At 70.4% G+C, this 18773-nt stretch carries 19 protein-coding genes and 1 tRNA gene; 7 read left to right on the top strand and 13 right to left on the bottom strand.

Annotated elements, in window-relative coordinates; genetic code table 11:
* Positions 1-74: 74 nt before the first annotated feature.
* Positions 75-437, top strand: a complete 363-nt coding sequence (locus AB0G63_RS15660) for a hypothetical protein (RefSeq protein WP_360750078.1) — start codon at positions 75-77, stop codon at positions 435-437.
* A 100-nt stretch (positions 438-537) separates the two neighbouring features.
* On the opposite strand, the gene AB0G63_RS15655 is transcribed toward AB0G63_RS15660, so the two are convergent.
* Both AB0G63_RS15655 and AB0G63_RS15650 read right to left on the bottom strand, forming a co-directional pair.
* On the bottom strand, positions 538-2040 hold the full coding sequence (locus AB0G63_RS15655) for an MFS transporter (protein WP_360750075.1): 1503 nt from the start codon (positions 2038-2040) through the stop codon (positions 538-540).
* Between the two features lie 53 nt (positions 2041-2093).
* The gene (locus tag AB0G63_RS15650; RefSeq protein WP_360750072.1) at positions 2094-3524 is read right to left on the bottom strand and encodes a DUF445 domain-containing protein; all 1431 of its coding nucleotides are present in this window, start codon (positions 3522-3524) and stop codon (positions 2094-2096) included.
* Between the two features lie 187 nt (positions 3525-3711).
* On the opposite strand from AB0G63_RS15650, the gene AB0G63_RS15645 reads away from it, so the two are divergent.
* Positions 3712-5052: an SGNH/GDSL hydrolase family protein gene (locus AB0G63_RS15645; RefSeq protein ID WP_360750069.1), complete on the top strand. Its 1341-nt coding sequence runs from the start codon at positions 3712-3714 to the stop codon at positions 5050-5052.
* Between the two features lie 45 nt (positions 5053-5097).
* Here AB0G63_RS15645 and AB0G63_RS15640 read toward each other — a convergent pair whose 3' ends face one another.
* The 4 genes from AB0G63_RS15640 to AB0G63_RS15625 all read right to left on the bottom strand — a co-directional run bounded on the left by AB0G63_RS15640 (position 5098) and on the right by AB0G63_RS15625 (position 8646).
* Positions 5098-5958, bottom strand: a complete 861-nt coding sequence (locus tag AB0G63_RS15640) for a DUF1707 domain-containing protein (RefSeq protein ID WP_360750067.1) — start codon at positions 5956-5958, stop codon at positions 5098-5100.
* A gap of 9 nt (positions 5959-5967) precedes the next feature.
* Positions 5968-6933: an ABC transporter ATP-binding protein gene (locus tag AB0G63_RS15635; RefSeq protein WP_360750064.1), complete on the bottom strand. Its 966-nt coding sequence runs from the start codon at positions 6931-6933 to the stop codon at positions 5968-5970.
* A gap of 2 nt (positions 6934-6935) precedes the next feature.
* Positions 6936-7700 carry an ABC transporter permease gene (locus tag AB0G63_RS15630; RefSeq protein ID WP_360750184.1) on the bottom strand — a complete coding sequence of 255 codons (765 nt, stop codon included), beginning with the start codon at positions 7698-7700 and terminating at the stop codon, positions 6936-6938.
* 145 nt (positions 7701-7845) lie between these two features.
* Positions 7846-8646, bottom strand: a complete 801-nt coding sequence (locus AB0G63_RS15625; protein ID WP_360750061.1) for an ABC-2 family transporter protein — start codon at positions 8644-8646, stop codon at positions 7846-7848.
* Between the two features lie 202 nt (positions 8647-8848).
* Here AB0G63_RS15625 and AB0G63_RS15620 point away from each other — a divergent pair, with 202 nt between their 5' ends.
* The gene (locus tag AB0G63_RS15620) at positions 8849-11242 is read left to right on the top strand and encodes a transglycosylase domain-containing protein (RefSeq protein WP_360750058.1); all 2394 of its coding nucleotides are present in this window, start codon (positions 8849-8851) and stop codon (positions 11240-11242) included.
* Positions 11243-11317: 75 nt separating this feature from the next.
* Here AB0G63_RS15620 and AB0G63_RS15615 read toward each other — a convergent pair whose 3' ends face one another.
* Entirely contained in the window at positions 11318-11674 is a 357-nt protein-coding gene (locus AB0G63_RS15615) for a co-chaperone GroES (protein WP_351885703.1), read from the bottom strand.
* Between the two features lie 55 nt (positions 11675-11729).
* Positions 11730-12059: a DUF3618 domain-containing protein gene (locus tag AB0G63_RS15610; protein WP_360750054.1), complete on the bottom strand. Its 330-nt coding sequence runs from the start codon at positions 12057-12059 to the stop codon at positions 11730-11732.
* 94 nt (positions 12060-12153) lie between these two features.
* Between AB0G63_RS15610 and bcp the strand changes: the two genes are divergently transcribed.
* The 3 genes from bcp (at position 12154) to AB0G63_RS15595 (ending at position 13958) form a co-directional block, all read left to right on the top strand.
* Positions 12154-12621, top strand: a complete 468-nt coding sequence (bcp, locus tag AB0G63_RS15605; protein ID WP_360750051.1) for a thioredoxin-dependent thiol peroxidase — start codon at positions 12154-12156, stop codon at positions 12619-12621.
* Between the two features lie 145 nt (positions 12622-12766).
* Entirely contained in the window at positions 12767-13819 is a 1053-nt protein-coding gene (locus tag AB0G63_RS15600) for an HNH endonuclease (protein WP_360750048.1), read from the top strand.
* 54 nt (positions 13820-13873) lie between these two features.
* A tRNA-Leu gene (locus tag AB0G63_RS15595) sits at positions 13874-13958 on the top strand.
* Between the two features lie 43 nt (positions 13959-14001).
* Here the strand turns inward: AB0G63_RS15595 and rdgB are convergent.
* From rdgB to AB0G63_RS15575, 4 genes are all read right to left on the bottom strand, one after another.
* Positions 14002-14604: an RdgB/HAM1 family non-canonical purine NTP pyrophosphatase gene (rdgB, locus tag AB0G63_RS15590; protein ID WP_360750045.1), complete on the bottom strand. Its 603-nt coding sequence runs from the start codon at positions 14602-14604 to the stop codon at positions 14002-14004.
* A gap of 90 nt (positions 14605-14694) precedes the next feature.
* Entirely contained in the window at positions 14695-15102 is a 408-nt protein-coding gene (locus AB0G63_RS15585) for a hypothetical protein (RefSeq protein WP_360750042.1), read from the bottom strand.
* A 184-nt stretch (positions 15103-15286) separates the two neighbouring features.
* The gene (gene rph / locus AB0G63_RS15580) at positions 15287-16024 is read right to left on the bottom strand and encodes a ribonuclease PH (protein ID WP_360750039.1); all 738 of its coding nucleotides are present in this window, start codon (positions 16022-16024) and stop codon (positions 15287-15289) included.
* Positions 16025-16098: 74 nt separating this feature from the next.
* On the bottom strand, positions 16099-16332 hold the full coding sequence (locus AB0G63_RS15575; RefSeq protein WP_360750036.1) for a PTS glucose/sucrose transporter subunit IIB: 234 nt from the start codon (positions 16330-16332) through the stop codon (positions 16099-16101).
* A gap of 219 nt (positions 16333-16551) precedes the next feature.
* Here AB0G63_RS15575 and AB0G63_RS15570 point away from each other — a divergent pair, with 219 nt between their 5' ends.
* Complete coding sequence (locus AB0G63_RS15570) at positions 16552-17805, top strand: PTS transporter subunit EIIC (RefSeq protein ID WP_360750033.1); 1254 nt, start codon at positions 16552-16554, stop codon at positions 17803-17805.
* 167 nt (positions 17806-17972) lie between these two features.
* On the opposite strand, the gene AB0G63_RS15565 is transcribed toward AB0G63_RS15570, so the two are convergent.
* Positions 17973-18725 (bottom strand): MBL fold metallo-hydrolase, encoded by a 753-nt coding sequence (locus AB0G63_RS15565; protein ID WP_360750030.1) that lies wholly within the window; start codon positions 18723-18725, stop codon positions 17973-17975.
* Between the last annotated feature and the right edge of the window lie 48 nt (positions 18726-18773).

Below are 18773 nucleotides of genomic sequence, written 5' to 3'. Positions count from 1 at the left end.
CGTGAAATCGGTATGGAGGCGTTGTGATGCGAAGCAAGAGGCGGACAGCGAAACGGACAGCAAGACGGACAGCGGTGCTCGCGGCGGCTGCCACCGCCATGGCCGGGCTGTTCCTCGTCCCGGCGCCCGCGGCGTCCGCGGCGGCCACGTCGTGCTACGGCAGCGCCAAGACCATCAACGGCACCGACGACAACGGCCACTGGCCGCCCTACAGCGCCACCTACACCACGTCCAACTGCAACGACATCAACGTCAAGATGACCACGACGGTCTACGTCCAGACGTGCTTCGATCCCACGAACGGCGACTACTACTGCAACGACCCCCGGCAGGTCCAGGCCAACACCTGGGGTCTGGCGGCCACCGACGTCAAGGACGGCACCAGGTTCTGGCTGCTGTTCAGCAGCACCGGCGTCCGCGGACTCGCCGCCTACTGACCCTTGCCGAGCGGGCGGCTGACGCCGGTGGGATCGTGCCGTGCCGGGGCCGCGCGCCGTCAGGCGACAGGCGCAGGCCCCGGCACGGCACGGCACGGCCTCACGCCGTAGCCGTCCCCGGTTCCGGGCCGGTGCGGGCCACCGCCGGGGCCGGGACCGCGGTGAGCGGCTGGGCGATGTCCTCCAGGGAGCGGCGTTCCGCGCGGACCGCGAGGGCCGCCGCCACCAGGCCGGCCAGGCACATCAGGGTCGCGCCGATCTGGAAGGCGAGCACCGTGTCGGCGACCTTGCCGGTGCCCGTGAGGTCGGCGAACAGCAGCGGGCCGCTGATGCCGCCGGCGGCCGTGCCGAGGGCGTAGAAGAAGGCGATGGACATCGCGCGGGTCTCCATCGGGAAGACCTCGGAGACCGTCAGGTAGGCGCTGGAGGCGCCCGCCGAGGCGAAGAACAGCACCAGGCACCAGCACGCCGTCAGGGTGCCCGCGCTCAGCGAACCCTGGCCGAACAGCCACGCCGTGACGAACAGCAGCAGGCCGGAGAGCAGGTACGTGCCGGAGATCATCACGCGGCGGCCGACGGTGTCGAAGAGGCGGCCGAGCAGCAGCGGGCCGAAGAAGTTGCCTACGGCGATGACCGCGAAGTAGTAGCCGGTGTGGTCGGCGGGGACGTCGTAGAACTTGGTGAGGATCGCGCCGAAGCCGAAGGTGATCGCGTTGTACAGGAACGCCTGGCCGATGAAGAGGGAGAAGCCGAGGACCGAGCGCTTGCGGTAGTCGGCGAAGACGGTGCGGGCGATCTCCAGGAAGGTGACGTTGCGGCGCTGGTGGATGGTGATCTCGCCGGCGGGCTCGGGCAGCGGTGCGCGGTGGCCGCCCTGGACCTGGCGTTCGATGGAGGTGACGATCTCCTCGGCCTCGTCGTCGCGGCCGTGGATCAGCAGCCAGCGCGGACTTTCCGGGACGTGCCGCCGTACCAGCAGGATCACCAGGGCGAGGACCGCGCCGAGCGCGAAGGTCAGCCGCCAGCCCACGTTCGCGGGCAGGATGCTCTCGTTCAGCACGAGGATCGACAGCAGGGAGCCGAAGACCGCGCCGACCCAGAAGCTGCCGTTGATGGCGAGGTCCACGCGGCCGCGGTAGTGGGCCGGGATCAGCTCGTCGATCGCGGAGTTGATGGCCGCGTACTCGCCTCCGATGCCGAAGCCGGTCAGGAAGCGGAAGGCGAAGAACCACCAGGTCTCGAAGGAGACCGCGGTCAGAGCGGTGGCCGCCAGATAGACGGCCAGCGTGATCATGAAGAGTTTTTTACGGCCGAACCGGTCGGTCAGCCGTCCCCAGAACAGGGCGCCCAAGCAGGCGCCGGCGACATAGAGCGCGGCCGCGAGACCGGTGACCTCGCCGGAGGTGATCGGCAGCCCGCTGCCGGGCTCGGAGAGCCGGCCGGCGATGTTGCCGACGACCGTGACCTCCAGGCCGTCGAGGATCCAGACGGTGCCGAGCCCGATCACGATGGTCCAGTGCCAGCGTGACCAGGGGAGGCGGTCCAGGCGAGCGGGTATGTCGGTGGTGATGGTGCGGCCGGTCTCGGCCTGCGCGGTGGTCATGGGCTCCCTCCTCAGCGAGTGGAACCCGGATCGGGTGCCCCCGCCCGGCGCGGTTACGCCCCCAGCGCCCGCGACACGGTGTAGATCAGCAGGCCGGCCAGCGAGCCGACCACCGTGCCGTTGATGCGGATGAACTGCAGGTCGCGGCCGATGTGCGCCTCGATCTTCTTCGTGGTGTGCTCGGCGTCCCAGCTCGCCACCGTGTCCGTGATGAGCAGGGTGATCTCCGTGCGGTACGTCGCCACGACGTACACCGCGGCGCCCTCCACCCAGCCGTCGATCTTGCCGCGCAGCTTGGGCTCGGCCGCCATCCGGGCGCCCAGCGACAGCAGCGACGCCCGCACGCGCAGCCGCAGTTCGCTGCGCTCGTCCTCGGCCGCCGACACGATCATGGAGCGTACGGCGGTCCAGGCGGAGGCGATCAGGTCCTGGACCTCGCCGCGGCCCAGCACCTCGCTCTTGAGCCGCTCCACCCGCGCCCGGGTGTCGGTGTCGGACTGCAGGTCGGAGGCGAAGTCGGTGAGGAAGCGGTCGAGGGCGCCGCGCGCCGGGTGGGAGGGCATGTCGCGCATCTCGGTGACGAAGCGCAGCAGTTCCTTGTAGACGCGCTCGCCGACCCGTTTGTCGACGAACCTCGGGGTCCAGCCGGGCGCGCCGCCCTGCACGGCGTCCATCACGTTCTCGCGGTGCAGCACCAGCCAGTCGTGCGCCCGCCCGACGACCAGGTCGACGACCCGTCTGTGGCCGCCGTCGGCGACGACCTTCTCCAGCATCTTCCCCATGCCGGGCGCGATCTCCTGGGCCTCGGCGCGACGCGTGATCGCCTCGCCGACCACGGCCTGCACATCGGAGTCGCGCAGCACCGTCAGCGCCCCCCGCAGCGCGGCCGACAGCTCGGCGGTGACCCGGTCGGCGTGGTCGGGCTCGGACAGCCAGCGGCCGAGCCGGGCGGCGATGCCGACGGCGCGCAGCCGCTGCCGTACGACGTCCTGGGAGAGGAAGTTCTCGCCGACGAACTCGCCGAGGGAGACGCCGAGCTGGTCCTTCTTGGTGGGGATGATCGCGGTGTGCGGGATGGGCAGGCCGAGGGGGCGGCGGAAGAGGGCGGTGACGGCGAACCAGTCGGCGAGCGCGCCGACCATACCGGCCTCGGTGGCGGCGGCGACGTAGCCCGCCCAGGCGCCGGCGCCCGCGTTCTCCGCCCACTTGGCGAGGACGTACACGAGCGCGACGAACAGCAGCATGCCGGTCGCGGTGAGCTTCATCCGGCGCACGCCGCGCTGCTTCTCCACGTCGGCGGCGCTGAAGGTCGTCATCGCGCGTACGGCCGCAGGGGGGACGGTCCGGCCGGCGGCGTCCGGGCGGGCGTGCCGTACCGCGTCGTCCGTCGCATTGTCCGGTTCAGTGGGTTCCATCCGTTCCACCCGCTTCACGCGCTCCACCCGTTCCACCAGCTCCACCCGTTCGTGATCCCTCGCACACATTGTCCCTTCCTGACCGACTCCTGGAACGGAACTGAAGTTCCCGGCGTCTGTCCGGAGGGGGAATTCACGGAGAACTCCGGCGGCCCAATGGGGGGTCCTGTTCAACTACCCCTCATCCCATGCCTCATCATTGGGATGATCACTTCGGAGCCTCGGGCTCCCACGCTCCCGAGGAGACGCGCACCGCATGACCAGGCGTCACGGTTATGCCCTGCTTTCCGCGATCATCGCCCTGATCGTGGGCCTGGCGACGGCCCTCTACGTCGGTGTCGCGGCCGACGACGGCACCACCACCGCCGGCAACAGCACGCCGGCCAAGGGCAGCCGCCCGCACAACTCCGCCGCCCCCGCCTCCACCGGCATCTGGGTCGGCGCCTGGGCGGCCTCCCCGGCCGGCGCCGAGCCCGGCACCGAGACCGAAGGCCTGGCGGGCCGCTCGGTGCGCAACGTCGTCCACGTCTCCGTGGGCGGCACCAGCGCCCGCATCACCCTGTCCAACCTCTACGGCCAGTCGCCGCTGACGATCACGCACGCCTCGATCGCCGTGGCCGCAGGCGACGGCACCGCGGCCGCCACGGCCCGCACCATGCGGCGGCTGACGTTCAACGGCAGCACCGCCGTCGTCGTCCCGGCCGGCCGCCAGGTGCTCAGCGACGCCGTCCGCGTCGCCGTCCCGCACGACAGCGACGTCCTGGTCACCACCTACTCGCCCACCCCCTCCGGCCCGGTCACCTACCACCCGCACGCCCGCCAGATCTCCTACGTCGCCGACGGGGACGCCACCGAGGACGTCACCGGTACGGCGTACACCGAACAGGTGGCGTACTGGCGCTACCTGACCGCGCTGGACGTGCTGAGCAACGAGTCGGACGGCACGGTCGTCGCCTTCGGCGACTCCCTCACCGACGGCATCACCTCCACCGAGGGCGCCAACCACCGCTGGCCGGACGTGCTGTCCGGACGGCTGCGCACCGCGCTCGCCGCCGGCCGGAAGGTGCCGCGCTACAGCGTCGTCAACGAGGGCATCAGCGGCAACCAGGTCCTGGCCAGCGGGCTGGGCCGCCCCGCCGACAACCAGAGCGGCCTGCTCCGCTTCTCCCGCGACGCGCTGGCACGGACCAACGTCAAGGTCGTCGTCATCGACCTCGGCGTCAACGACATCCTGCGCAACCCCCGGCTCGCCGACCCCGACGAGATCCTCGACGGCCTGCGCACCCTGGTCCGCCAGGCCCACGCCCGCGGCATCAAGGTCGTCGGCGCCACCCTCATGCCCTTCCAGGGCCACCGCGGCTACACCCCCGCACGCGAAGGGGTACGGCAGCAGGTCAACGCCGAGATCCGCGCGGGCCGGCTCTACGACGCCGTCGTCGACTTCGACAAGGCGCTCCGGGACCCGTACAACCCGCGCAGGCTGCGCTCGGACTACGACTCCGGCGACCACCTCCACCCCAGCGACAAGGGCTACGCCCGGATGGCGGAGGTCTTCGACCTGAACGACCTGAGCGGGTCGGCGCCGGCCGAGCTGTAGCCGGCTGTAGCCGGGCGGCAGGGGGCTCAGAAGGCCGGTAAGAGGTCAGTAGTCGTCGGAGCGGCGCCGCTCCCGGCGCTCCTCGCGCTGCTCCTGCCGCCGCTCGCGGTGCGCGTCGAGCATCCGGTGGTGGTCGTCGAACATCCGGCGGTGGGCCCCGTACTCGTCGTACTCCTCGTCCCGCCCCTCCGGCAGGGACTCCCGCTCCCGCCCCTCCGGCAGGGACTCCCGCCGGCCGCGCTCCAGCCGCTCCCGGCGGCGCTCCTCCTTCAGCCGGCGCCGCTCCGCCCGGGTCGGCTTGCGCTCCACGCCCACGCCGCCCCAGAAGGCGAAGCCGGTCACGATCACCCGCGGCGCCCCCGGCTGACCGGGCGCACCCTCCGCACGCTGGTCGAACCCGCCCATGACGCCGATCCCGCGCACGACGACCTCGACGCCGGGCGGCACGATCACGTTCACCCCGCCCATGATCGCGACGCAGTTGATCACGACCTCGCGGTCGGCGAAGTCCGCCTCGCGCAGGTCCAGCTCGCCGCCGCCCCAGAAGGCGAAGCAGGTGAACCGCCGGGGCACGGTCCAGCGGCCCTTGCGCTGGAAGCCGGACATCACCGCCACCGCCCACGTCGACGACCCCTCGCCGCCGACGATCCGCCCGGCCCACTCCCCGCTCCCGGCGCCCTCCTTGGCGAAGGAGACGGGCGCCGGCGGGGTCACGCCCGGCACCGGCAGGTCCCGGGTGATCGGCGCGAGTTCGCCGTACGTCCGCGCCCGGTACGTCGCCTCCAGGCGCTCCTCGAACTCCGTCATGTCGAGGCGGCCCTCCGCGAGGGCGTCCCGCAGGGCCTCGGCGACCCGTTCACGGTCGGCATCGGACGCGCGGAGATCCGGGACTGCGTCGTCGGTCATGACAGCAGCCTACGAGACCGCTTTCCCGGCGTACATCTTCGCGATGACGGCCTCGATGTCCGGCTCCCGCACCGACAGGTCCACCAGCGGGTACTCCGCCGCGATCCGCGCCACCAGCGGCGCCGCCGACTGCCCCGCCGGGAACGCCAGCCACTGCCGCGGCCCCTCCACCCGCACCGCCCGCGCGCCCGGCACCTCGATCGGCGCGAGCTCCCGCTCCAGGTCCACCACCAGGGTCCGCTCGCTCTCCCCCGCCTCGTGCAGCCCCGCGAGCGGACCGTCGTACATCAGACGGCCGTGGTCGATGACCATCACCCGCGAGCACAACTGCTCGATGTCCTGGAGGTCGTGTGTGGTCAGCAGCACCGTCGTGCCGCGCTCGGCGTTCAGCTCCCGCAGGAAACCCCGCACCTTGGTCTTGGAGATCACGTCCAGGCCGATCGTCGGCTCGTCCAGGTACAGCACCTCCGGATCGTGCAGCAGCGCCGCCGCGATGTCACCGCGCATCCGCTGCCCCAGCGACAGCTGCCGCACCGGCACGTCCAACAGCTGGCCCAGCTCCAGCAGTTCGACACAGCGGTCGAGGTTCTCCCGGTAACGGGCGTCCGGGATGCGGTACATGCGGTGCATCAGCCGGTACGACTCGATCAGCGGCAGGTCCCACCACAGCGTCGTACGCTGCCCGAACACCACCCCGATCCGGTGCGCCAGCCGGGTCCGCTCCCGCGACGGGTCGAGACCCGCCACCCTCAGCCGGCCGCCGCTCGGCGTCAGGATGCCCGTCAGCATCTTGACCGTCGTCGACTTGCCGGCGCCGTTCGGCCCGATGTAGCCGACCATCTCACCGCGCGCCACGGTGAAGGACAGCGCGTCGACCGCCCGCACCCGCCGCCGCTCCCGTTTCAGGAAACCGGTCTTCCTGCGCACGTCGAAGACCTTCTCGACGCCGTCGAGTTCGATCAGGGCACCGTCCACCGTCAACTCCCCGTACTCCGATAGGACCGCAGCCCGGCCCGCCAGACCAGACCCGCAGCCGCACAGCACACCACCGCCACCAGCGGCGACGCGAACGCCGTCCACCCGGGCAGGCCCAGCGGATACGGCCGCCCCAGCACATGAGCGGCAGGCACCCAGTTGACGAAGGCGAGCGGCAGCACGAACGTCACCCCCCGCACCAGGTCCCGGCCGAACACCGTCGGCGGATACTGCAACAGCGTGGTGCCGCCGTAGGTGAACGCGTTCTGCACCTCCGCCGCGTCCTGCGCCACGAACTGGAACGCAGCGCCCGCCACGAACACCGCGCCGAACACCGCCGCCCCGCTGACCACCGTCACCGGCACCAGCAGCACCTTCCCCACGCTCCAGGCGACGTCCACGGAAGCCAGCGCCCACCCCAGCACCAGCACGCCCTGCGTGATCCGGCCCAGCCGCCGCAGCGCGAAACGGTCCGCGCCGACCTGGGCGAGCACCGGAACCGGCCGCACCAACAGCGTGTCGAAGGAACCGTCACGCATCCGGGCACCCAGCGCTTCCGCCGAACCGAGCAGCAGATCCGCGATCCCGAACGCCGTCACCGACAGCCCGTACAGGAAGGCGACCTCGGGCAGCGTCCAGCCGGCCAGCGAATCCACCCGGGAGAACATCAGCAGGATCGCGACGAAGTCCATCCCGGTCAGCAGCAGATTGCCCACCACCGTCAGCGCGAAGGACGTGCGGTAGGTCATCGTGGAACGGATCCACATGCCCGCGATCAGCCGGTAGGCCCGCAGGCCGTCCACCACCCGGGAAGCCGCCCCGCGAGCCTCCCCCAGCCCTGTGGCCCCGCCGGCCTCACAGGTCACGCCAGCCCCGACGGCTGCTCCGGCCGCCTCCCCCGCCCCGGAGACCTCACCCACCCTGCACCACCACCCGCCGCGTCGCCGCCGACTGCACCAGCCGCCCCGCCGCCAGCAGCACCACCGCCCACGCCGCCTGGAAGGCGAACGCCGACAGCGGCGCGGTCTCCCCCATCAGCACGTCCGCCGGCACCTGCAACTGCGCCGCCCACGGCAGCACCCGCACCACATCGCCGAGGCCGCCCGGGAAGACGTTCAACGGCAGCGTCAGACCCGAGCAGAACACCCCCGTCACCATCAGGGCCTGCCCGACGCCGATGCCGTCCAGCAGCCAGAACACGCTCAGCGCCGCCAGGTAGCGGATCCCGAAACTGACCGCCATCGCCAGCACCAGCGCGACACCGAAAGACGCCCAGGTGACGACGTCACCCGGCAACGCCAACGGGAAGAACAGCGCCCCGAACGCGAACGGCACCACGCCCCTCCCCAGCAACTGGAACACCGCCCGCCCCATGTCGCTCGCCAGCCACCACAGTTGCAGATCGGCCGGCCGGTACAGGTCGACGGCGATCGCACCCGTGCGGATGCGGTCCATCAACTCCCGCTCCACACCCCCGCCCTGGATGGCCAGCGTGGAGAACATCGCCTGCCCCAGCCACACGTAGGTGACCGCCTGCGCCCGGTCGTAACCGCCCAGATGCGGCTTCACGTCCCACAGCGCCAGGTAGGTGTAGACGAGGATCACCCCGAAGACGGTGTTCGTGAACACCCCGGCCGCCGTGGCCGTCCGGTACGTCGCGTACCGTCTGAACCCCCCTGCCGCGACGGCCGCGTACAACCGCCCCGAACCCACGCCACAGACCTCCTCAGCCGACCGGCACCGAAGCGCAGGAGCCTAGTGCGCGGACCGTGACGCACGCCACGGGTTTTCCGGACCGGACGCGTGCCAGGATCCGGGAACGGAACGACGGGTGCGAGAGTCTTCAACAGGGGGCGCAGAAGGCGAACGAGGTCGTACGGGAACGTACGACGCGAAACAGGAGTCCGTGCAACACATGAGTGACGAGGCGCAGCAGCCGGCCGACCAGGGCAGTCAGCAAGGGGGTGAACAGGGCGAGGGGACGAAACCCAAGCGGCCCCGGCGCACCGGCTGGCGCCGGCTGATCCCGACCTGGCGCATGATGCTCGGCACCTTCGTGATCGGCGTCCTGCTGCTCGTCGGCCTGTTCTTCCTCGGCTACTCGATGGTGAAGATCCCGCCGGCCAACGCGCTCGCCACCAAGCAGGCGAACGTCTACCTGTATGCCGACGGCTCCCAGCTCGCCCGCGACGGCGAGATCAACCGGGAGAACGTCACCCTCGCGCAGGTCTCCAAGGACGCCCAGCACGCGGTGCTGGCCGCCGAGGACCGCGACTTCTACACCGAGTCCGCCATCGACCCCAAGGCGATGCTGCGGGCCGGCTGGAACACCGCCACCGGCAAGGGCAAGCAGTCCGGCTCGACGATCACCCAGCAGTACGTGAAGAACTACTACCTGGCCCAGGAGCAGACCGTCACCCGCAAGGTGAAGGAGTTCTTCATCTCGATCAAACTGGACCGCACCCAGTCCAAGGACCAGATCCTCGAGGGCTACCTCAACACCAGCTACTTCGGCCGCAACGCCTACGGCATCCAGGCCGCCGCGCAGGCCTACTACGGCCAGGACGCCGCCGACCTCGACCCGGCCCACGCCGCCTACCTCGCCGCGCTCGTCAACGCGCCCAGCGAGTACGACGTCGTCGCCCACCCGCAGAACAGGCCCGCCGCCGTCGCCCGCTGGAACTACGTCCTCGACGGCATGGTCAAGAAGGGCTGGCTGACCCAGTCGGTGCGCGCCGGGCTGAAGTTCCCCATGCCGAGGGAGCAGACCGTCTCCACCGGCATGTCCGGGCAGCGCGGCTACCTCGTCGAGGCCGTCAAGGACTACCTCACCGAGAACAAGATCGTCGACAAGGACGAGCTGGAGGCCGGCGGCTACCGCATCACCACCACCCTGCAGAAGAGCAAGCAGGACGCCTTCGTGAAGGCGGTGAACGACAAGGTGATCTCCCGGCTCGACAAGAAGCACCGCAAGGTCGACACCTACGTCCGCGCGGGCGGCGCCTCCATCGACCCCAAGACCGGCAAGGTCGTGGCGATGTACGGCGGCATCGACTACGTCAAGCAGTACACCAACGGCGCGACCCGCGGTGACTTCCAGGTCGGCTCCACCTTCAAGCCGTTCGTGTTCACCTCCGCCGTCCAGAACGAGTCCGAGACCCAGGGCGGCAACCCCATCACGCCCAACACCTACTACGACGGCACCAACAGGCGCCCCGTGCAGGGCTGGAGCGGCGGCACCTACGCCCCCGAGAACGAGGACAGCGTCTCCTACGGCGACATCACCGTCCGCACCGCCACCGACAAGTCCGTGAACTCGGTGTACGCGCAGATGGCCGTGGACGTCGGCCCCGACAAGGTCAAGCAGACCGCGCTCGCCCTCGGCATCCCGTCCGACACCAAGGACCTCAACCCCTACCCGTCGATCGCGCTGGGCACCGCCACCGCCAGCGTGCTGGACATGACACAGGCGTACGCGACCCTCGCCAACCACGGCAAGCACGGCGTCTACACGATCATCGAGTCCATCACCAAGGACGGCAAGGACGTGATGGACCTGCCGAAGAACACCAGCTCCCAGGCGGTCAGCCGGGAGGCCGCCGACACCACCACGTCGATCCTGCGGTCCGTCGTCCAGAACGGCACCGCCACCGCCGCGCAGGCCGCCGGCCGGCCCGCCGCAGGCAAGACCGGCACCGCCGAGGAGGACCGGGCCGCCTGGTTCGCCGGCTACACCCCCGACCTCGCCACCGTCGTCGCCGTGATGGGCCAGGACCCCGTCACCGCCCAGCACAAGTCGCTGTACGGCGCGATGGGCCTGCCCCGCGTCAACGGCGGCGGCCCGCCCGCCGAGATCTGGGCCCAGTACACCAAGACCGCCCTCAAGGGGAAGCCGGCCGCCGACTTCCACCTGCAGCTCCAGCCGGGCGCCGACGTGGTCCAGCAGCCGCCCAGCGCCTCCCCCACCCAGAAGCCGGACACGGGCGGCCAGGACGGCGGCACCGACAACGGCGGCCAGGACACCGGCGGCACCACCGGCGGCACGGCCACGCCGACCGACGGCACCACGACCGGCGGCACCACCGGCGGCACCACGGACGGCACGACCGGCGGCACCACCACGACCGGCGGCGGGACGACCACCACGGGCGGCACCAACGGCGGCACCACCACCACCGGCGGCACGACGAACGGCGGAACCACCGGCGGCACGAACGGCGGCACGAACGGCGGCACCAACGGCGGCACGACCGGAACCGACACCGGCGGAACCACCGCGGGCCTGTTCACCACCAGCCGCAGACAGTGACGGACGACAGAAGGCGAAGGGGGCCGGTGACGGTTGTCACCGGCCCCCTTCGCCGTTGTCTGTCCTACGTCTTCCTCAGAGGTAGAGCCCGGTCGAGTCCTCGGCTCCCTCGAAACGGTCGGCGGCCACGGCGTGCAGGTCACGCTCGCGCATCAGCACGTACGCCACGCCCCGCACCTCCACCTCGGCCCGGTCCTCCGGGTCGAACAGGACCCGGTCGCCCGGCTCCACGGTACGGACGTTCTGCCCGACGGCCACGACCTCGGCCCAGGCCAGCCGCCGCCCCACCGCCGCGGTGGCGGGGATCAGAATGCCCCCGCCCGACCGCCGCTCGCCCTCACCGGTCTCCTGCCGCACCAGCACACGGTCGTGCAGCATCCGGATGGGCAGCTTGTCGTGCTGGGTGCTCTGCTCGTTTCTCTTGGCGCTCACGCCTTCGAACCTACCTGCCTTTGCCGCGTCCGTGCGCCGGTGGGTCAGCCCTTGGTCAGCCCTTGCGCCGCCGGGTGCTCAGGGCGAACAGGCCCACGAGTCCGACGGCGACGAGGGCGACGGGCACGATCCGCTCGAGCCGGGGGGCGCCCTCCTCGTCCACGAACTTGGCCCGCACGTCGCTGACGACCCGGTTGACCTCCACGTAGGCCCGTCCGAGCGTGTGATCGACGTTGGCGGCCACCTTGGCCTTGGCGTCCCCGACGATCGTCTTCGGGTGCACCCGCACCCCGATCTCGTCGAGGGTCTCGGCCAGCACATCGCGGCGGCGCTTGATGTCCGCCTCGATCTGCGCCGGCGTTCTCGTGTCCGACGTGTCCGCCACCGTACGGCCTCCGGAAGTCTGCTGATGCTGTCCAAGACAGTCTGTCAGCTCCGCGTGCCGCCGCACTGTCAGGACCCCCGGTTACGCTAGGTCGATGAGTGAGCGACTCCAGCCCGGGGACGTTGCCCCCGACTTCACCCTGCCCGACGCCGACGGCAACGAGGTGTCCCTGTCGGACCACAGGGGCCGCAAGGTCATCGTCTACTTCTACCCGGCCGCCCTGACCCCCGGCTGCACCAAGCAGGCCTGCGACTTCACGGACAACCTGGAACTCCTGGCCGGCGCGGGCTACGACGTGATCGGCATCTCACCGGACGCCCCGGAGAAGCTGGCCCGCTTCCGCGAGAAGGAGAACCTGAAGGTCACCCTGCTCGCGGACCCCGAGAAGACCACCACCGAGGCCTACGGCGCCTACGGCGAGAAGAAGAACTACGGCAAGACCTACCTGGGCGTCATCCGCTCCACGATCGTCGTGGACGAGGAGGGCAAGGTGGAACGCGCCCTCTACAACGTCCGCGCCACCGGCCACGTCGCCAAGATCATCAAGGACCTCGGCATCTGACGCCCGTTGGCTGCCGCCCATCGGCCCGCGCCGGCATTCCCCGGCGCGGGCCGCTCTCACGTCACCAGGCGTAACCACCTGACAACCGTTTCGTTACTCCGTACGAGGCCACGAACACGCGGCCGATACAGGAGGGGCGAGAGACGTGCAGAGCACACCGGAATCCGCGACGAGCAGCACCAGCAAGCCCAGCGCACAGCGGGTCGACCCGTACGACAGGGCACAGCTCGCACCGGCCGTTGCGGAGGCCCGCAACTGGGCCGACCTGATGCGCCGGCTCGGGCTCAGGGCGAGCGGAGGTCAACGGCGCGTGCTGCAGGAGAAAGTGGCCGCGCACGGCCTCGACACGAGCCACTTCGTCAAGCGCAGCCCGTGGCGCAAGTATCCGGACTCCGCCATTGCCGAAGCCGCCGCCTCATCGTCGTCATTGCGCGAAGTCGCACTGAAACTGGGCGCCACTCCGGCCACCGGCACCCTGTCGCACATTCGCCGCCGCATTCACGCGGCTGGCATTGACATCAGCCACTTCCCCGGTATGGACCGGCCCGACCTGGATCTGCCCTTCACCACCGACGAACTCAGGGCGGCTGTGGCAACGGCGACCAGCGTGCGAGGCGTGGCTCGTGCTCTGGGCGTACCGGATGACAGCCGCTCCCGCGCGACCCTGAGCCGCATGTTGCGCGCCGACCGCATCGATACAGCACATTTCTCCCACCAACGCCTGCCCATCCCCGAGGACAAGCTTCGCGACCTCGTACCGCACTCCACGAGCTACGCCGAGGTGATGCGGGGCCTCGGCCTGGAGGTGAACGACACCAATCACCGGCGAGTCCGGCGCGCAGCGAATCGGCTCGGCCTGGACACTAAACACTTCAAACGCCGGTCGTGGGCACGTCAGGAGCGCCCCGCCCCTGAGTTCGTCCCCCAGCGGGTGCTGAACGTCCTGCCCCCGGAGTCAGGACGCACCAACAGATCTCAGCTTCACCGGGCGCTGACCGAGATCGGGGTGCCATACGCGTGCGAAACCTGCGGTAACACAGGCGAGTGGCTCGGGCGGCCCATCACCCTGCAGATCGACCACATCAATGGGGACTGGCGCGACAACCGTCGAGAAAACCTGCGATACCTGTGCCCCAACTGTCATGCGCTGACAGCAACCTGGTGTCGGCAGAAGGTCAGGGCTCCCCTCGCCGCGTGACTCGCTCTACCCGTACACTGAGCGCTGCCGGTTGAGCACGATGACCGTTTTTGAGCGGCCGTGATGGAATTAGGCAGACATGCTGGGTTTAGATCCCAGTGGGTTCACACCCGTGTGGGTTCGAGTCCCACCGGCCGCACACATGCAGAGGGGCCGTCCAGGCTGGACGGCCCCCTTCTGGGTCAGCCCAGCAGCTCGCGTACCGCCGGTACCAGGGCCCGGAAGGCCTTGCCTCGGTGGCTGATGGCGTTTTTCTCCGCCGGGGTCAGTTCGGCGCAGGTGCGGGTTTCGCCGTCCGGCTGGAGGATCGGGTCGTAGCCGAAGCCGTTCGTGCCGGTGGGGGCGTGGCGGAGGGTGCCGCGGAGCCGGCCCTCGACCACGCGTTCGCGGCCGTCCGGGAGGGCGAGGGCGGCAGCGCAGGCGAAGTGGGCGGCGCGGTGGGTGTCGTCGATGTCGGCGAGCTGGGCGAGGAGGAGGTCGAGGTTGGCCTTGTCGTCGCCGTGGCGGCCGGACCAGCGGGCCGAGAAGATGCCGGGGGCGCCGCCCAGGACGTCGACGCACAGGCCCGAGTCGTCGGCCACCGCGGGCAGGCCTGTCGCCTGGGCGAGGGCGTAGGCCTTGAGGAGGGCGTTCTCGGCGAAGGTGACGCCGGTCTCCTTGACGTCGGGCACGTCGGGGTAGGCCTCCGCGCCGATCAGGTCGTGGGGCAGGCCTGCTTCGGCGAGGATGGCCCTGAGTTCGGCGATTTTTCCGGCGTTGCGGGTGGCGAGGATCAGGCGGGTCATGTCCCTCAGTATCGCGGGCCCGGCGGCGTGCGTTCGCCGGGTCGCCGCGTTGCCGGGTTGCCGGGTTGCCGGGTTGCCGGGTCGCCCCGGTTACGAGGTGCAGACCTTGGTCAGTTCGCCTGCCGCGTCGGTGACCGGGCTGATGTCGGGGGTGGTGTCGCCGTTGTGGACGGCGGTGCGGACGTTCTGCACGGCCTTTTGCAGGTCGTCGACGGCCTTGTTGACGTCGGCGTTGTCGGTCTTGTCGCCGATCTTGTCGAGGTTCTTGTCGATGGAGGCGAGGGACTGGTCGAGCTGGGCGGGGTTGTCGGCGGCGTTCTCGACGGCCTGCTGGAGGTCGGTGACGCTGTCGGCGATGGCGTCCGCGGTCTGGACGCAGTCCAGCGCCTTGTTGACGGCGTCGCAGCCGGTGGTGAGTGCGGCGGTCAGCGCGACGGCCGCCGCCGCGGCGGCGACTGCGGCGGTGCGACGGCTGTGCCGGCGTCGGCTCGCGGCCATGCTGGGTGTCCCTCCGTGTCCAGGCCCGTAGGCCCCCCGTGCTGGTCGGGCGCACGACGGTGTGTCGTGCGCCCGCAATCGTACGGACGCGCGGGCGGGCGTCGGGGGTTGCCCCCGGCGCCCGCTTTCCTTGGCGTTCCTTTTACCCGGTGCTTCTACCTGGTCCTTTTACCTGGTGCGCCCGTCACCTGTCGAGGACCGTGTCGAGGGTGGTGCGCTGGAGGGCGGCGAGTTCCGTGCAGCCGGCGACGGCGAGGTCGAGCAGGGCGTCGAGTTCCTCGCGGGCGAAGGGTTCGGCCTCGGCGGTGCCCTGGACCTCGACGAAGCGGCCGTCGCCGGTGCAGACGACGTTCATGTCGGTCTCGGCCTTGACGTCCTCCTCGTAGCAGAGGTCGAGGAGCGGGACGCCGCCGACGATGCCGACGGAGACGGCGGAGACGGTGCCGGTCAGCGGCTGGCGGCCGCCCTTGATGAGTTTCCTGCCCTGGGCCCAGGCGACGGCGTCGGCGAGGGCGACGTAGGCGCCGGTGATGGCGGCGGTGCGGGTGCCGCCGTCGGCCTGGAGGACGTCGCAGTCGAGGACGACGGTGTTCTCGCCGAGTGCCTTGTAGTCGATGACGGCGCGCAGGGAGCGGCCGATGAGGCGGCTGATCTCGTGGGTGCGGCCGCCGATCCGGCCCCGGACGGACTCGCGGTCGCCGCGGGTGTTGGTGGCGCGGGGCAGCATGGCGTACTCCGCGGTGACCCAGCCCTCGCCGCTGCCCTTGCGCCAGCGGGGGACTCCTTCGGTGACGGAGGCGGTGCAGAGGACCTTCGTGTCGCCGAAGGAGACGAGGACGGAGCCCTCGGCGTGCTTGCTCCAGCCGCGCTCGATGGTGACCGGGCGGAGCTGTCGGGGGGTACGGCCGTCGATTCGAGACATGGCGCTGAGCCTAGCCGTACCGGCGCGAAGGGCCCTCCCCCGGCGGGAAGGGCCCGGTCGGTGGAGCGCGGGGTTCACATCATGTCCTCGATCTCCGCCGCGATCGGGTCGGCGTCGGTGCCGATGACGACCTGGATGGCGGTTCCCATCCTGACGACGCCGTGGGCGCCGGCGGCCTTGAGGGCGGCCTCGTCGACCAGTGAGGCGTCGGACACCTCGGTGCGCAGCCGGGTGATGCAGCCCTCGATCTCCTCGATGTTGTCGATGCCGCCGAGCCCGGCGACGATCTTCTCAGCCTTGCTGGCCATGTCCTTCTCCCCTGATTCGAACTGTCTCGTGGACCGTTTTCGGACCGTTTCGCAGACCGTTCTGTGGACCGATTTGTCGCAGTAACCTACAGCCGGTTCCCGGTACTGGAGTGCTGCGTTCCGGTTCCGGTTCCGGAGGGTTCCTCGCGCTGCCTTCATCGTGCTACAACAGGTCTACACCACTGAGTGGTGTAGACCACCACCCGATGGAGGAAGTCTATGAGCACCGCCACCGCGCCGACGGCGGCCCCCTCGAAGAAGTGGGGATCGGGCCTGTTGCAGGGCCTGCAGAAGGTCGGCCGCAGCCTCCAGCTCCCGATCGCCGTGCTGCCCGCGGCGGGCATCCTGCTGCGGCTCGGCCAGGACGACGTGTTCGGCAAGGACGGCCTCGGCTGGAACAAGGTGGCGGCCGTGTTCGCCACCGCCGGCGACGCCGTCTTCAGCAATCTGCCGCTGCTGTTCTGCGTCGGCATCGCCATCGGTTTCGCCAAGAAGTCCGACGGCTCGACCGCGCTGGCGGCGCTGGTCGGCTTCCTGGTGTACAAGAACGTGCTGACCGCGTTCCCGATCACCGAGGCCAAGGTGACCAAGGGCGCGGACGTCGCCGCCACCTACAACGACCCCAAGGTCCTCGGCGGCATCATCATGGGTCTGATCGCCGCCGTCACCTGGCAGCGGTTCCACCGCACCAAGCTGCCCGACTGGCTGGGCTTCTTCAACGGCCGCCGCCTGGTCCCCATCCTGATGGCGTTCATCGGCACCGGCGTCGGCGTCGTGTTCGGCCTGGTGTGGGAGCCCGTCGGCGGCGTCATCACGGACTTCGGCGAGTGGATGACGGGCCTCGGTTCCCTCGGCGCGGCCGTCTTCGGCGCCATCAACCGGGCGCTGCTGCCGGTCGGCATGCACCAGTTCGTCAACACGGTGGCCTGGCAGGAGATCGGCTCCTTCAAGGACGGCTCCGGCGCCGTCTGGCACGGTGACCTGCCGCGCTTCTTCCACGGCGACCCGACCGCAGGCCAGTTCATGACCGGCTTCTTCCCGATCATGATGTTCGCGCTGCCGGCCGCCGCCCTGGCGATCACCCACTGCGCCCGTCCGGAGCGCCGCAAGGCCGTCGGCGGAATGATGCTGTCGCTGGCGCTGACGTCGTTCGTGACCGGCATCACCGAGCCGATCGAGTTCGCGTTCATGTTCATCGCGCCGCTGCTGTACGTCATCCACGCGCTGCTGACCGCGGTCTCCATGGCGGTCACCTGGTCGCTGGGCGTGCACCACGGCTTCAGCTTCTCGGCCGGCGCCATCGACTACTTCCTCAACTGGGGCCTGGCCACCAAGCCCTGGCTGATCGTCCCGGTCGGCCTGGTGTTCGCGGCGGTCTACTACACGGTCTTCCGCTTCGCCATCACCAGGTTCGACCTGCCCACGCCGGGCCGCGAGCCCGAGGAGGAGGTCGAGGACCTCACGAAGGCGTGAGCCGAACGGCACGACGAAGGCCCCCGAGCGGCGAGCTTGAGCTTGAGCTTGAGTTCCGGCGCGAGGGGGCCTTCGCCGTGCCGTGCGCGTCGGATCCGGGCGTCGGATGCGGGCGTCGGATGCGGGCGTCGGATCCGGGCGTCGGATTCGGGCGTCGGATCCGGGCGTCAGATCTCGTACGTCGTCCCGGGCGTCGCCAGTTCCACCGGGCCGTCGAATACCGCGCGCGCGTCGGCCAGGTTGATCTGCGGGTCGGTCCACGGCGGGATGTGGGTGAGGACCAGGCGCCGGGCGCCCGCCCGGGCCGCCGACTCCCCGGCCTCGCGGCCGTTGAGGTGCAGGTCGGGGATGTCCTCCTTGCCGTGCGTGAAGGCGGCCTCGCACAGGAACAGGTCGCTGTCGCGGGCGAGTTCGTCCAGGACCCGGGTCACGCCGGTGTCGCCGGAGTACGTCAGGGCCTTCCCGCCGTGCTCGATGCGGATGCCGTACGCCTCCACCGGGTGGGCGACGCGTTCCGTGTGCACCGTGAAGGGGCCGAGGTCGAACGTGGAGGGCTTGACCGTGTGGAAGTCGAAGACCTCGCTCATGGAGGAGGCGGTGGGGGTGTCCGCGTAGGCGGTGGTCAGCCGGTGTTCGGTGCCCTCGGGGCCGTAGACGGGGATCGGTTCGCAACGGCCGCCGTCGTGGCGGTAGTAGCGCGCGACGAAGTACGCGCACATGTCGATGCAGTGGTCGGCGTGCAGATGGCTGAGGAAGATCGCGTCGAGGTCGTAGAGACCGCAGTGGCGCTGCAACTCACCGAGGGCGCCGTTGCCCATGTCGAGAAGCAGCCGGAAGCCGTCGGCCTCGACGAGGTAGCTCGAGCAGGCCGATTCCGCGGACGGGAACGACCCCGAGCAGCCGACGACGGTGAGCTTCATGGAGCAGAAACCTCCGCTGGCGGGATGTGAAGACGGGGGTCGTGCGGT

The sequence above is a fragment of the Streptomyces sp. NPDC020996 genome (assembly GCF_040641355.1).
Lineage (GTDB): Bacteria > Actinomycetota > Actinomycetes > Streptomycetales > Streptomycetaceae > Streptomyces.
The sequence above is the reverse complement of the archived record's forward strand: the minus strand, read 5'-3'. Positions and strand labels throughout refer to the sequence as shown.

Excerpts from the sequence above, each read along its gene's own strand:
- AB0G63_RS15655 (WP_360750075.1), bottom strand. The coding sequence starts at position 2,040 with ATGACCACCGCGCAGGCCGAGACCGGCCGCACCATCACCACCGACATA.
- AB0G63_RS15650 (WP_360750072.1), bottom strand. The coding sequence starts at position 3,524 with ATGTGTGCGAGGGATCACGAACGGGTGGAGCTGGTGGAACGGGTGGAG.
- AB0G63_RS15645 (WP_360750069.1), top strand. The coding sequence starts at position 3,712 with ATGACCAGGCGTCACGGTTATGCCCTGCTTTCCGCGATCATCGCCCTG.
- AB0G63_RS15640 (WP_360750067.1), bottom strand. The coding sequence starts at position 5,958 with ATGACCGACGACGCAGTCCCGGATCTCCGCGCGTCCGATGCCGACCGT.
- AB0G63_RS15630 (WP_360750184.1), bottom strand. The coding sequence starts at position 7,700 with ATGTGGATCCGTTCCACGATGACCTACCGCACGTCCTTCGCGCTGACG.
- AB0G63_RS15620 (WP_360750058.1), top strand. The coding sequence starts at position 8,849 with ATGAGTGACGAGGCGCAGCAGCCGGCCGACCAGGGCAGTCAGCAAGGG.
- bcp (WP_360750051.1), top strand. The coding sequence starts at position 12,154 with ATGAGTGAGCGACTCCAGCCCGGGGACGTTGCCCCCGACTTCACCCTG.
- rdgB (WP_360750045.1), bottom strand. The coding sequence starts at position 14,604 with ATGACCCGCCTGATCCTCGCCACCCGCAACGCCGGAAAAATCGCCGAA.
- AB0G63_RS15585 (WP_360750042.1), bottom strand. The coding sequence starts at position 15,102 with ATGGCCGCGAGCCGACGCCGGCACAGCCGTCGCACCGCCGCAGTCGCC.
- rph (WP_360750039.1), bottom strand. The coding sequence starts at position 16,024 with ATGTCTCGAATCGACGGCCGTACCCCCCGACAGCTCCGCCCGGTCACC.
- AB0G63_RS15575 (WP_360750036.1), bottom strand. The coding sequence starts at position 16,332 with ATGGCCAGCAAGGCTGAGAAGATCGTCGCCGGGCTCGGCGGCATCGAC.
- AB0G63_RS15570 (WP_360750033.1), top strand. The coding sequence starts at position 16,552 with ATGAGCACCGCCACCGCGCCGACGGCGGCCCCCTCGAAGAAGTGGGGA.
- AB0G63_RS15565 (WP_360750030.1), bottom strand. The coding sequence starts at position 18,725 with ATGAAGCTCACCGTCGTCGGCTGCTCGGGGTCGTTCCCGTCCGCGGAA.